General features: G+C 52.4%; 9 protein-coding genes and 2 tRNA genes. 9 read left to right on the top strand and 2 right to left on the bottom strand.

All coding sequences use genetic code 11. From position 1 onward, the window contains the following. Positions 1–125 precede the first annotated feature (125 nt). Both ACJJI6_RS08990 and ACJJI6_RS08985 read left to right on the top strand, forming a co-directional pair. A complete protein-coding gene (locus ACJJI6_RS08990; protein ID WP_475713178.1) occupies positions 126–1,757 on the top strand; it encodes a cyclic peptide export ABC transporter in 1,632 nt (543 codons plus the stop codon). Continuing rightward, on the top strand, positions 1,754–2,548 hold the full coding sequence (locus ACJJI6_RS08985; protein ID WP_475713177.1) for a thioesterase II family protein: 795 nt from the start codon (positions 1,754–1,756) through the stop codon (positions 2,546–2,548). Before ACJJI6_RS08990 ends, ACJJI6_RS08985 begins: the two co-directional genes overlap by 4 nt. A gap of 130 nt (positions 2,549–2,678) precedes the next feature. Here the strand turns inward: ACJJI6_RS08985 and ACJJI6_RS08980 are convergent. Then, a tRNA-Asp gene (locus ACJJI6_RS08980) sits at positions 2,679–2,755 on the bottom strand. Positions 2,756–2,803: 48 nt separating this feature from the next. Then, a tRNA-Val gene (locus tag ACJJI6_RS08975) sits at positions 2,804–2,879 on the bottom strand. 176 nt (positions 2,880–3,055) lie between these two features. Between ACJJI6_RS08975 and ACJJI6_RS08970 the strand changes: the two genes are divergently transcribed. From ACJJI6_RS08970 to ACJJI6_RS08940, 7 genes are all read left to right on the top strand, one after another. Next, the gene (locus ACJJI6_RS08970) at positions 3,056–3,583 is read left to right on the top strand and encodes a cytochrome c-type biogenesis protein (RefSeq protein WP_444927357.1); all 528 of its coding nucleotides are present in this window, start codon (positions 3,056–3,058) and stop codon (positions 3,581–3,583) included. Next, a complete protein-coding gene (gene ccmI, locus ACJJI6_RS08965) occupies positions 3,580–4,809 on the top strand; it encodes a c-type cytochrome biogenesis protein CcmI (RefSeq protein WP_475713176.1) in 1,230 nt (409 codons plus the stop codon). The genes ACJJI6_RS08970 and ccmI overlap by 4 nt, the downstream gene beginning before the upstream one ends. Before the next feature lie 304 nt (positions 4,810–5,113). Next, the gene (smc, locus tag ACJJI6_RS08960; RefSeq protein ID WP_475713175.1) at positions 5,114–8,617 is read left to right on the top strand and encodes a chromosome segregation protein SMC; all 3,504 of its coding nucleotides are present in this window, start codon (positions 5,114–5,116) and stop codon (positions 8,615–8,617) included. A gap of 26 nt (positions 8,618–8,643) precedes the next feature. Next, a complete protein-coding gene (gene zipA / locus ACJJI6_RS08955; RefSeq protein WP_475713174.1) occupies positions 8,644–9,660 on the top strand; it encodes a cell division protein ZipA in 1,017 nt (338 codons plus the stop codon). A 151-nt stretch (positions 9,661–9,811) separates the two neighbouring features. Beyond that, the gene (ligA, locus tag ACJJI6_RS08950) at positions 9,812–11,863 is read left to right on the top strand and encodes an NAD-dependent DNA ligase LigA (protein WP_445358679.1); all 2,052 of its coding nucleotides are present in this window, start codon (positions 9,812–9,814) and stop codon (positions 11,861–11,863) included. A 177-nt stretch (positions 11,864–12,040) separates the two neighbouring features. Continuing rightward, complete coding sequence (locus ACJJI6_RS08945) at positions 12,041–12,475, top strand: hypothetical protein (protein WP_282933471.1); 435 nt, start codon at positions 12,041–12,043, stop codon at positions 12,473–12,475. A gap of 252 nt (positions 12,476–12,727) precedes the next feature. Then, entirely contained in the window at positions 12,728–13,174 is a 447-nt protein-coding gene (locus ACJJI6_RS08940; protein ID WP_475713173.1) for a DUF4399 domain-containing protein, read from the top strand.

The following is a 13,174-nucleotide window of genomic DNA, read 5'->3' as shown; positions in this document are numbered from 1 at the left end:
GCAAGTTTCACTTGTTTCTATACAGGGAGTACTGGCTGTTAGTAAATACTGCATCACTTTGATGGTGCGAAGTAAATAGTAGGCCGGCAGTCGATCGCTGGCCTGCTGCCTTTTAAGGATATATAGTGATTTCGAAAATTGTTTCAGAATATAAATGGAAGCTATTTTTTGCGGCGTTATTGAGCGCGTTAAGTGCAGGCGTAAGTCTATGGTTGATCTCTATGATCAATGCCTCTCTAGCAGGGGCAGGAATGGATGATTTTGTCCTCACGTTTCTTGTGGCTATCGTTCTGTTGTTCACTCTAGGTTTTTTTTCGCAATGGCTACTTGCAAGACTAGGAACATCTTTGGTCTTTCGTATACGCTCTTTGTTGGTTGAAAGTGTATTGGGCACGAGCTACGAACAACTGGAGAAGATAGGGGGTCACAGAATTCATGCTACTATCACCACCGATGTAAATAGCCTCTCTGAGGCGTTGGCAATTATACCGGTATTTGTTGTAAACCTCACAACAATATTGCTGTGCTTCAGCTATTTGGCGTACTTGTCTCCGATCATGTTCACCGTTCTTTTTTTATCCTTGGGTAGTGGTGTCTCGTTGACGGCATATATTATGTATCGGGGCGCTAGGATTTTCACTGCTTTAAGGGATAGTGAGGATGGTATGTTTAGCATGTTTAAAGGTATGGTCGATGGAAGTAAGGAGTTAAGCTTAAATGAGGCTAGGAGAAGTTTCTTTCTAAAACAATTAGTACGACCTAGATTGGAAGAGGTAAAAACGCTCGAGTCCAGTGCACTGACATATTGGGTTTTGACTCAAAGTTGGGCATCAACTATCCTGTTTTTTTGCTTGGGGCTACTTGTATATTTTGCTTTTGCGGTGTACGAAATTGAGCTTGCGGTTTTAACGGGTTTTGTTTTATTTACTACTTATATGGTGGGCCCCCTAAATTTTGTAATGCGTTCTTTCCAGTTTCTTTTCAAGGGGCGAGTTGCTTATAAAAAAGTTCAATCGCTAAGTTTGGTGGAAAACCAGCTTGTGGATAGAGTGATCGAAAAGAACGATGTTAACGGATGGAGTAAGATATCTGTTAGAGGTTTAAGGTATAGTTATGAGGAATCGGGTGATCTAAGCTTTTCAATAGGCCCGGTAGATTTCGAGGCCTCTGAGGGGGAGGTAGTTTTTATTCGGGGTGGAAATGGAAGTGGTAAGTCAACTTTTGCGAAAGCACTAGTCGGCTTATATTCTCATTATTCAGGCAGTATCCATCTCGGCGATGTTGAGATTTCAGAAAAAAACATTCAGTGGTATAGAAATCATTTTTCTACTATTTTTTCTGACTTTTATTTGTTTGAGCACATTCTTAATTCTAAGGGAGAATTGGTTTCAAAGGCGGATGTCTGGCCTCATGTCGAGCGCTTGGGGATGGCAGGCAAAGTAGATATTGTTGATGGAAAGCTATCGACAATTGATTTATCACAAGGTCAGCGAAAAAGGCTGGCCATGCTACTAGCTTGTGCTGAAGATGCCCCTATTTATCTCTTCGATGAATGGGCGGCTGATCAGGATCCAATTTTTAGGAACTATTTCTATCGGGAATTACTTCCAGCATTTAAAGCAGATGGTAAAACCGTGATAGTTATTTCCCATGACGATAAGTACTTTGATGTGGCGGATAGGATGTACAATTTTGAGCTCGGTAAGGCGTATCAGGAGGAGTCGGTCATTCAAGAATTGGAGTTATCTTCGCAATGACTTATTCGGGAAGAATGCATACGAACTCAATTGAAAATGTAGACGAATGGTTTCAACGGGATGAAATTATCTGTGCAAGCTCGGCGCCAATTAGATTGTGCTGTTTCCCTTACGCGGGGGGGAGTGCGCAAGTGTTTCAAGGCTGGCAAAGTGAGTTAGGCCCAGATGTTGAGGTGCTCGGCGTCGAATTACCTGGGCGTGGCCGGCGGTTCGGCCAGCCTTTGCTTCACTCGCTAGATGAATTGTCAAATTCTATTGCCAAAGTGATTTCCAGGCTTAACACAAAGCCTACAGCTTTTTTTGGGCATAGTAATGGTGCACTTATTGCTTTTGAGGTCGCCAGAAAGTTGTCCCTACTAGGTCTTGATGAGCCAAAGCTTCTAATCTTGTCAGCCAAGAAAGCTCCTCACTTGATTCAGGAAAAGAAGCTTCACACTCTGCCAGATGAGGCTTTGTTGGCCGAGCTTAGGAAATATAACGGTACACCAGAGGAAGTTTTGGCAAGCCCTCAATTGATGGAGGTTTTTCTCCCAATTCTCCGTGCCGATTTTTCGCTAAGTGAAACTTATTCTTGCAGTGTGGACTGGAAGTACAAGGGCGCAGCAGCACTTTTTGGAGGTGCTTCAGATCAAACCGTGTTGGAGCCGGAGCTTCTCGCTTGGAGGCAGTGCATGGAGGGGGAGGTCTCTCTGGAAATGTTTAATGATGGCCACTTTTTTATTAATACTCTGCGATCAGAGGTTGTGCGCGCGGTTGCTCGGGAGTTGAGTGGAATTACATTAGCGGCTTAAGGTGGTTGCAGGCTGGTTTTGTGCGCAAGCATTAACGGGCCTTTAGGTGAGGGCCTTAGCTGTTGCTAAGGTCTCATATATTGCCATATACAAAAAAGCCCCGCTCTTGCGAGCAGGGCTTTTTTGTATATGGCGGACCGGACGGGACTCGAACCCGCGACCTCCGGCGTGACAGGCCGGCATTCTAACCAACTGAACTACCGGTCCGCATTCCTGCTTCTCTTGGATGCTCTTGCCGGGCAAGAGTAAGAGAAGTGGTGGGTGGTACAGGGGTCGAACCTGTGACCTACGGCTTGTAAGGCCGTCGCTCTCCCAACTGAGCTAACCACCCCGTGTCAGGAGCTGCGTATCTTAATGATATTCTTCGTGGCGTCAACGCCTTTTTTGAATTTTTTTTTGTCTTTCAATGAGTTAACGCGCTTTTGTGTGAATTCGTGGGCGTGTCCGCCGGGGGGTGACACTGTTATAATCGCCCCAATTCCCGTTAGTTAGAGCGTGAGAAAAGCTGTGACACAGAAGACCTGGCTGGCCCAACTTGTACTGGTATTCGGTATTTTTTGCCTGTCCATCGCTGCACATGCGGTAGTTGAGACACAAAAATTGTCCTCTCCCGAGCTGGATACAAGGTATCGCGTGCTTATTGAAGAGATGCGATGCCCCAAATGTCAAAACCAGAACCTGGCAGACTCCGATGCGTCTATTTCCTCGGACTTGCGCCGTGAAATCCGCCGTTTGCTGGAGGAGGGATTTACGGATCAGGAAATCGTTGACTACATGGTGGCCCGCTATGGGGATTTTGTGCTCTACCGTCCACCTGTTCAGAAAAATACCTTGATCCTGTGGTTGGCTCCGGGAGTCTTTGCCGTTTTCGGGCTTCTGGCCTTGATTGTGATCGTGATGCGCTCAAAAAGTGGTACCGGGGCTCGCCAGGATGACGGCAGTGGGGAACTCACTGATGATGAGCGGCGTCGATTAAAGCAGTTGTTGGGAGATGGAGCTGTAGATGAAGGTAATAGCGGGAAGGAAGGTAAATGATTGATATCTGGTTTGGTATAGCCCTACTGCTACTGTTGGTAGCTTTTGTATTTCTGATTCCTGCTTTGAGAGCTGCAGGCAGACGTCGCAGCGGTAGTAGCAAGCGAGAGGCTATGGCAGCGCTCTACCGGGAGCGCAGTAAAGAACTTCGCGCTGCAGTGCAGAGCGGTGCGATGGATGAAAAGCAGTTTGCCCAGCTGGAGGCAGATCTTGCTCGGGAACTACTGGCGGCTCAGCAGGAGAGTCAATCTGGTGAAGCCAGGCAGGGTGGTGGCCGATTGCTAATCGGGCTGGCGGTTTTGGTGCCTGCAATTGCAGCGGCTGCCTACGGGTTTTCCGACCGACCGTCCGAAGTAGCTTTGTATCGCGATATGGTGGCGAGTCAGAGTGGGCACACCTCTTCGGAAGAAGAGGCAAAAATCACCCGCCAGTTGCAGGAGCGGGCTAAAACTCACCCAGATGATCTTAGCAGTCGCTATATATTGGCGCAGCGGCTACTGGTGAGTGGCGATTTGGCTGGGGCGGTAGATTCCTATCGCTATGTTGTAGCCCGCGAGCCCCAGGCGGCAAATGTAAAAGCTGAGCTGGCACAAGCGCTGTTTTTTGCCGGCGGTTCCAAGATTACCGATGAGATCCGCTCCTTGATTGAGCAGGTGTTACAGGTGCAGCCATCCAATGGCACTGTGCTGGGCCTGGCGGGTATTGCCGCTTTTGAAAATGGAGAATACCGTAAGGCTCGCCAACACTGGCAGCTAGCGCTTAGCCAGCTTCCCCCAGGATCTGCAGCAGCAGAGGCGCTTCAGGCTGGTGTTGCCAGGGCTGAAAGCGCTTTGGCAGACAGCGGTGAAGTTGTAGCGGTGCAGGCTAAGGTAGAAACGAAAGAGAAAGGCCCGCAGATTCGAGTTCAGGTCAGTTTGGGGGATGGGGTTGAAGCTCCAGAATCTACCCCGGTATTTATCTATGCACGCAGTGCTGCGAGCCCGATGCCTCTGGCTATCGTGCGCCTCACAGCTGGACAGTTACCGGCAGAGGTTGTGCTGGATGAGTCCCGAGCAATGATGCCTGGAAGTTCCATCGCCACTGTCGACTCTGTGCAGTTGGTAGCGCGACTGGCCATTAAGGGAGATGCGCGTCCGGCCCCGGGGGATTGGCAGGGAATGATTAGCGAGTTGCCTAAATCCCGCTGGAGTGAAACTCAGTCAATAGCCATCGATAGTCAGCTGTAACTGGCTGTGACTGTCGAAAATGAGGTCACAGTGTAAGCTGTGGCCTCATTTTTATTTGCGGCCGGATGGCATTCTTGCGTCTAATTGGCCTCAAGCTCACATTGCCCCGATATTGATGAGTTCTATTGGGGCAAGTTGGCATTTGGTAGCGATCGTCATGTTTGACTTGACCGCTGCTTGGTCGGATTGATAATCCCGACTGATCATTACTGTGAAGAATAGCGCTGAATGCTCTGGCGACACCAAGTAAGATTGAAGGTTTGGTGTCCCGCCCGGCAGAGAAAAATATCGAGTTTATAAATACATGCGTCTGAAGTGCATCAAGCTAGCGGGCTTCAAGTCTTTTGTTGACCCTACCACTGTCTATTTTCCGACAAACCTCAACTCGGTGGTGGGTCCCAATGGCTGTGGTAAATCCAACACCATCGATGCGGTGCGCTGGGTAATGGGGGAATCCTCCGCAAAGAACCTGCGCGGCGATTCGATGACGGACGTTATCTTCAACGGCTCCAGTGGCCGCAAGCCCGTGGGGCAGGCCTCGATTGAGTTGGTATTTGATAACTCTGAGGGCAAGCTTTCTGGAGCCTATGCGTCTTTCTCGGAGATTTCCGTCAAGCGCAAGGTAACCCGGGAAGCACAGAACACCTATTACCTGAATGGCGAGAAGTGCCGCCGCCGCGATGTAACCGATCTCTTCTTGGGTACCGGCCTTGGCCCGCGCAGCTACGCCATTATTGAGCAGGGCATGATCTCCAAGTTGATCGAAGCCAAGCCCGAAGAGCTGCGCGTCTATATCGAAGAGGCCGCCGGTATCTCCAAATACAAGGAGCGCCGCCGGGACACCGAAAACCGGATGAGACGGACCTCTGAAAACCTTGAGCGCCTCACGGATATCCGCGATGAGCTGGATCGCCAGTTGTCCCGACTGGAGCGACAGTCCGCAGCAGCGGAAAAATACAGCCGATTTAAAGAGGAAGAGCGCAGCCACAAGGCTAATCTTCAGGCGCTTAAATACCGCGAACTGGATGACCAATCCAAGGCTAAGCAGCAACAAATAGGTGAGCTTGAACTCACCGTTGAAGAGCTGGTTACCCGCCAGGTCACCTGTGACACAGGCATTGAGCAAAAGCGCGTGGGGTACCACGAGCTATCTGACAGCTTTAACGAAGTCCAGGGGCGCTTCTACGCCGTCGGTGGAGATATCGCCCGCTTGGAGCAGAGCATTGCCCACGCTCGTGAGCGCTCTACTCGCTTGCATTCCGATTTGGCGCAAACCGAACAAGAATATCGCGAGGCAGAGACCAACCTCGAAGTGGATCGCGAAAAAGCGGCCCAGTTTGAGGAGGAGCTAGAGATTATTCTGCCGGACCTGGAGATGGTCTTGGCAGCAGAAGAGGAGTCTGCTGCGGCACTGCTCGAATCTGAAGAACAGATGCGCAATTGGCAGAACGAGTGGGACCAGTTTAACCAGGGTGCCTCTGGCTCCCGTCAGAAAGCTGAAGTGCAACAATCCCGCATCCAGCACTTGGAAACTTCTGGCCAGCGGCTGCTGGAGCGGGTCAACAAGCTATTGGCGGAGCAGTCCGGCCTCCAGGTCTCTGACGACGATGAAGAGACACTGCAGCTGAACGAGCAGATGGCCGAGCTGGAAATGCAGGCTGAAGAGCGCCGCGAGGAAGCGGCAGAGTGTCGCGAGTCTCTGGATAGTCTCCGTGTGCAGGAGCGGGAACTGGCCACCGAACTCGATCAGTTGCGCTTGCAGCTGCAAACCGGGCGCGGCCGTCAGGCGTCTCTGGAAGCCTTGCAGCAAGCTGCTTTAGGGCAGGGCAAGGCAGTTGAGAATTGGCTGCAGCAGCAAGCCCTGGCTGACAAGCCTCGGCTCGCCGACCAGATTAAAGCCCAGCCCGGCTGGGAAACCGCAGTTGAAACTATCCTCGGCCCCCAATTGCAGGCGGTATGTGTTGAGCAGATTGAGTCTGTAGCTGAAGGTTTGGCGGCACTAGAGAGCGGCCAGGCAGTACTGATCGATAACAGCGCAGTCAGTAGCGGTGTTGCGGGGGGACTTCCCGCACTACAGGATAGGGTTCAGGGGCCGTCCTCTCTCTCCGGCATCTTGGCGGGAATTTATACCGCAGAGGATTTGACTGAGGCGCTGTCCAGGCGCGCGAGTTTGCAAGCTTATGAGTCTATTGTGACTCGCGATGGGCTCTGGCTCGGTCCCAACTGGTTGCGAGTGAATCGCGCCAGTGATGCAGAGGCGGGGGTCCTGGCGCGCAAGCAGGATCTTGAAATCCTGGGGCAGGAGTTGGCCCTGTGCGAGGAGCAGATAGAGAGTATTGCTGAGCGCCGCGAATCCCTGCGCACGCAAACGGTCGATCTCGAGCGCTCCATCGAACAAGCTCGCAATGAGTCCGACCAGCTCGGGCGTCGCGAGGCAGAGCTGCGCAGCCAGTTGTCCGCCCGACGGGCGCGTGCGGAGCAGATGAATGAGCGCCGTATCCGAATTGAGCAGGAAATCGATGAGGTGCGTGAGCAGCAGGAGTTGGAAGGGGAGTCCCTGTCGGAAGCTCGTCTAATGCTGCAGGAAGCTGTCGAGGCGATGAGTGATGATACCGATCGTCGCGAAACGCTAATGGCACGCCGGGAGGAATTGCGCGAAGCTTTGGATGCCGTGCGCCAGCGCGCGCGGGAGGACAAGGATCGCGCTCATGAACTGGCTATGCGCGAGCAGTCAGTGCGCACCCAAATGGTGTCTCTCGAGCGGACCTTGCAGGTGATGAGCGAGCAGCTGGAAAGGTTGCGCAGTCGTCGTCAGCAATTACAGGAGCAAATGGAGGAGACCCAGGACCCCTCCCAGGATTTTCAGGCTGAGTTGGAAGAAAAACTCGGCGAGCGTATTGAGGTGGAAACGGAACTCGCCGATGCGCGCAAAAAGCTGGAAGAAGTGGAGACTGGCCTGCGTGAGCAGGAACAGGAGCGCCACAAAGTGGAGGCGGCTCTTCAGGGGGTGCGCGCGCAGCTTGAGCAGGAGCGTCTCGCTGCGCAGACTCTGGAAGTGCAGCGAAACGGATTGGTAGAGCAGCTGCGCGAGAGCGAGCACGATATCGATCAGCTGCTCGAACAGTTACCTGGCGATCTGACGATTAAACAGGTACAGGAAGATTTGGAATTGGTAGCCGCGCGTATCTCGCGTCTCGGGCCGATTAACCTCGCCGCTATCGATGAATACAAGCAGGAGTCTGAGCGCAAGCACTACCTGGATCGCCAGCATGGGGATCTGATGGAAGCGCTGGAGACCCTGGAAAATGCAATTAAGAAAATCGACAAGGAAACGAGAACCCGCTTCAAGGAAACTTTTGATCAGGTAAATGCGGGCCTGCAGGAACTCTTCCCGAAAGTTTTCGGTGGTGGTAATGCCTATCTGGAACTTACCGGTGAAGATCTGCTCGATACTGGTATCGCGATCATGGCCCGCCCGCCGGGCAAGCGCAACAGCACAATCCACCTGCTCTCAGGTGGAGAAAAAGCGCTGACGGCGATCGCTTTGGTATTCTCGATTTTCCGTCTGAATCCAGCACCTTTTTGTATGTTGGATGAGGTGGATGCTCCCCTTGACGATGCTAACGTTGGTCGTTACGCACGAATGGTTAAAGAAATGTCAGAACACGTTCAGTTCATCTATATTACCCACAATAAGATCGCAATGGAGATGGCGGATCAGTTGCTGGGGGTTACCATGCACGAGCCGGGTGTATCCCGACTGGTGTCGGTGAATGTGGAAGAAGCAGCCGAGCTGGCTTCTGCATAAGGGCGTAAAGGGAGAGGCGCTAAAAAATGGATAACTGGCTGGTTACAATCCTGGTTGTCGTTCTGTTGGTCGTTGTGGTCGATGGCATACGCCGGGCGATCTTGCGGCAGCGCGCGGCAGTTAAGGTCTCCCGCAATCTGTCGCGGGCCATGCAATCTGAAGTAAAAAATGAAGCTGATCCGGTCTCAGAGAAGGCTGAAGAAGAGCCCTCGGTCCGCAAACCCCTGGAGACGCGGGAGCCCAAGCCCGCAAACAGCGAATTGCCGGGGCAGGCTCGCGTTGTTCAGCGCCGTCCGCTAGAGGATGCGCTACATGTGAATCGCCAGGTGCAGGAGAGCTTTATTTCCTCGCGCAAACCGCTCGCCGGCAGCAGTCCCCAGAGGAGTCCGGAAGAGCAGGGTATCCTCGATTTGGAAGAGCAAGTCCCCACCCTGATGGAGTCGGTCGGTGAAGAGCAGCGCTATGAGCCTGCATTAGATGAGGCTGAAAGCCTAAATGCGATGGATAGCGCTCACAGTCCTGAGCATGAAGCGGTGCATGAGGATTCTCAATCCGAGCGATCTTCTCAGTCTCCAAGCTCTGGCAGTGTTGGTGAAGGTGCCCCCACCCGTGAGGTGTTGGTGATTAATGTAATGGCGCCAGAAGGGGATTACTTCGAGGGCAATGACTTACTTCGGGTGATGGTTGCCTGTGGCATGCGCTTTGGTGAAATGAATATTTTTCACTACCATGAGCACGGCGGTGCTGATGGGGCCATTATCTTTAGCCTCGCCAATATTGTTGTGCCCGGCGTTTTCGATCTGGCCCAGATGGAAGAATTTGCCACGCCAGGTGTTAGCCTGTTCCTGACACTACCTGTGGAAGGCGAGGCGATTAAAGCTTTCGATCAACTGCTTTCCACCTCATACAAAATTGCCGAGCTGCTCGGTGGCGAATTGAAGGATGAGAATCGCAGTGTATTTACCGCGCAAACGGCGGAGCATTATCGTCAGCGGGTTGTGGAGTACCAGCGCCGCAGGACTTTAGCGATGGCGCAAAGCTAACTCGCAATCTCTAAATAATTGTTGCCATTTTTAATGCGGCCCGGGATGCCGGCTGATTTTCATTTTGGAAATTAGCCGTAAGCTCGGGCCGTATTTGCATGTAAAATCGAAATAATTTTCTAACTATTATTTTTATTCACTCGAATTGCCGATGACTCATCAAACTATTTCCCCTCAAGTGCGCGAACGTGTTCAGGAATTACATGAAATCCTCCAGCGTGCGAATCACCAATACTATGTGCTTGATGATCCCGAGTTGCCGGATATTGAGTACGACCGGCGCCTGCGCGAGTTGCAGGACCTGGAAAGTGAATTCCCTCAGCTACTGACACCGGATTCTCCCACCCAGCGGGTAGGCGCAGAGCCGCTCTCCTCTTTTCAGGAAGTTCGCCATGAGGTGGCGATGTTGTCTTTGGATAACGCCTTTAATGATGAAGAGTTGCTGGAGTTTGACCGCCGGGTGTGTGAGCGCCTCAACAGTAAAGGGCCGGTGGAATACGCCTGTGAACCCAAGTTAGACGGTATCGCTATCAGCCTTTTGTATCGCGACGGCGTACTTGAGCGAGCGGCAACGCGAGGGGATGGCACGACGGGTGAGGATATCACCCAGAATGTACGCACCGTGGGATCTGTACCTCTGCGTTTGCGTCAAGCAGATGGTATTGAAAAGCATCCGGGTGTATTGGAAGTGCGCGGCGAAATCTATATGCCGAAAGCGGGCTTTGCCGAATTGAATCGCAAAGCGGCCGCGGCGGGTGAGAAGCTTTTCGTAAATCCTCGAAATGCCGCTGCCGGTAGTTTGCGTCAATTGGACTCCCGCATAACCGCGCAGAGACCGCTGGAATTGTGTGTTTATGGCACTGGCCTTGTAGAGGACGGTGAGCTGCCGGAAAAGCACGTTGAGACTTTGCAGCTGCTGGGACATTGGGGCTTCCGTACAAACCGGGAGATGCGCGTCGCTAAAGATATTCAGGGCTGCATCGACTACTACCGGGAAATCGGCGAGAAGCGCGAGGACCTCGCTTACGATATTGACGGTATTGTTTTTAAGGTCAACAGTATTCCCCTGCAGCGCCGCCTCGGTTTTGTTGCCCGCGCACCCCGTTGGGCCATGGCCTACAAATTTCCCGCTCAGGAGGAAATGACTGAATTATTGGATGTTGAATTCCAGGTAGGGCGCACCGGCGCGGTCACCCCGGTTGCTCGCCTGCAGCCGGTGTTTGTCGGCGGCGTTACCGTTTCCAATGCAACTCTGCACAATCGAGATGAGATCGAGCGCCTCGGCGTGCAGGTGGGTGATACCGTCATTATTCGCCGTGCTGGAGATGTTATCCCGCAGGTGGTTTCTGTAGTGGAGAGCAAGCGCAAGCCGGGTGGCCACGCTATTGAATTCCCCACGCATTGCCCGGTATGCGGCTCGCCGGTGGAATCCACGCCCGGTGAGGCGGTGGTTCGCTGTAGCGGCGGCCTGATTTGTAGTGCCCAGCGCAAGCAGGCCATCAAGCATTTCGCTTCGCGCAAAGCGATGGACATTGATGGTCTGGGAGACAAGCTGGTAGAGCAGCTTGTAGATGAGGACTTGTTACACTCGGTGTCCGGGCTCTACCACCTCACCTTGGAGCAGGTGGCGGGACTTGAGCGAATGGGGCAAAAGTCTGCCCAGAACCTCCTTGATGCACTGGAGCGCAGTAAAGAGACCACGCTGCCTAAATTCCTCTATGCCCTGGGTATCCGGGAAGTGGGTGAGGCGACAGCGCGCAATTTGGCGCGGCACTTTGGCGAATTGAATCCGCTAATGTCGGCAGATGTCGAGGCTTTGCAGGAAGTTGAAGATGTGGGCCCAGTGGTCGCTCATTTTGTTGCTGAGTTTTTTCAGCAACCTCATGCCCAAGAAGAGGTGGAGGCACTGCAGCAGGCGGGTGTGCATTGGCAAGCGGAGGAGAGTGACGAGCAGGATCAGCCCCTGGCAGGGGAAACCTGGGTGCTTACCGGCAAACTGGAAACCCTGTCCCGCAGTGAAGCAAAAGACTATTTACAGAGGCTGGGTGCGAAAGTCGCAGGAAGTGTTTCCGCCAAGACCGGCACTCTGGTTGCAGGGCCAGGCGCCGGCTCAAAATTGACCAAAGCACAGGAACTGGGTATCACGGTTATGGATGAAGAGGCGCTTCTGGATATGCTGCGCGAAAGGGGCTTTGAGATTTAGTCCTGGTATTTTAGGCGGGGCACCATTAGTAACTGAATAGCCGAACTTTTGAGCACTTTGCAGGTTCGTGTTTTGTTTTGTGGCTTTCTGGTCGCTTCGCCGTTAAAGTTGATGCCTTAGATCTGTTTTGCCCTGGGTACCTGATGTCCAGTGGCACTGTGGTAAGGAATGGAATTAATGCTTCAGGGCGATCAGGAATCCATCGTTTACGGATGTATCAAAGACAGCAATAGCCTCGCTGGCGGCAGCGATCGGCGCAGGGTGAACCGCAATGCTGTGCTCGCTCTGCCCAGTGCTGATGAATGGCCATTTCTGTGCCGGGATATGTTTGCTATTCCCACCATTAAGGTGAAGCAATCCCAGTACCAAACCGATGTTATCCACTTTGGCGCTTCCTATCGGGCGGTAGAGTACGAGTGGGATTTGTGGATACAGAAGTTTGAAGAGTTGTTGAAGAGTATGTATTGGGTTTCGGCAACTGTGCATTTGGAAACTGAGCTTTCCGGCGTTCACTCTTTCAGCTGGGAATCCGCTGGCCTTTATCACGAGCCGGGTAGCGGCGATATGCAGGTTCGCTGCGAGTGGACCCAAGAGGGGCGGGTGAGTATCTGATTTTTCTGGCCCGGTTGGTCCGGGCCCTCTCTTGCCTAATTGCCGCAAAGCAGATTTAAATAAGCAGCCCTGTCACAAATCCTATCTCTCTTTTTCTTTCCGCAACTATATTCCCTCATAGTCCCTGGAACTGAAACTTTGGTCTGTTAAAGTGTCTTTGCCGAACGGTACCAAGGTGCCGCGGCCGAGAAGCTGTAAAGCCAGATTATAAGAATTGGCGCGATCTGGGCGCCCTATCAGGAAGGAATACACATGATTAAATCCAGTTCTCTGCTGTTTGCCAGCGCACTGATGCTATCGCCGCTGTTACATGCGTCTGAGCACGAAAGCAAAACGAATATGAGCAGTAAGGCCCCAGCAGATGCCAAGGTCTATATTATCTCGCCGAAGGATGGAGAGAAGGTGCCCCAAACATTTACGGTGAAGTTTGGTTTGTCTGGTATGGGTGTGGCACCGGCGGGTACCAATCAAGAGAATACCGGCCACCATCATCTGCTGATTGATGTGGATGATATGCCGGATATGAGCAAGCCTTTGCCGGCGAGTAAGAACATCATTCACTTTGGTGGCGGGCAAACCGAGACTCAAGTTACCTTGCCACCCGGCAAACATACGCTACAACTGGTTCTGGGCAACTATATGCATGTGCCACATAAAGAGCCTGTGATGTCCAAGAAAATTACCGTCGTGGTCGAGTAG

This window comes from Microbulbifer maximicatervae (SeqCode), from assembly GCF_056232625.1.
This window is presented reverse-complemented; position numbering and strand designations above follow the sequence as displayed.

Coding starts and splice junctions, on each gene's coding strand:
- ACJJI6_RS08985 (WP_475713177.1), top strand. CDS start 1,754: ATGACTTATTCGGGAAGAATGCATACGAACTCAATTGAAAATGTAGAC.
- ccmI (WP_475713176.1), top strand. CDS start 3,580: ATGATTGATATCTGGTTTGGTATAGCCCTACTGCTACTGTTGGTAGCT.
- smc (WP_475713175.1), top strand. CDS start 5,114: ATGCGTCTGAAGTGCATCAAGCTAGCGGGCTTCAAGTCTTTTGTTGAC.
- zipA (WP_475713174.1), top strand. CDS start 8,644: ATGGATAACTGGCTGGTTACAATCCTGGTTGTCGTTCTGTTGGTCGTT.
- ligA (WP_445358679.1), top strand. CDS start 9,812: ATGACTCATCAAACTATTTCCCCTCAAGTGCGCGAACGTGTTCAGGAA.
- ACJJI6_RS08945 (WP_282933471.1), top strand. CDS start 12,041: ATGCTTCAGGGCGATCAGGAATCCATCGTTTACGGATGTATCAAAGAC.
- ACJJI6_RS08940 (WP_475713173.1), top strand. CDS start 12,728: ATGATTAAATCCAGTTCTCTGCTGTTTGCCAGCGCACTGATGCTATCG.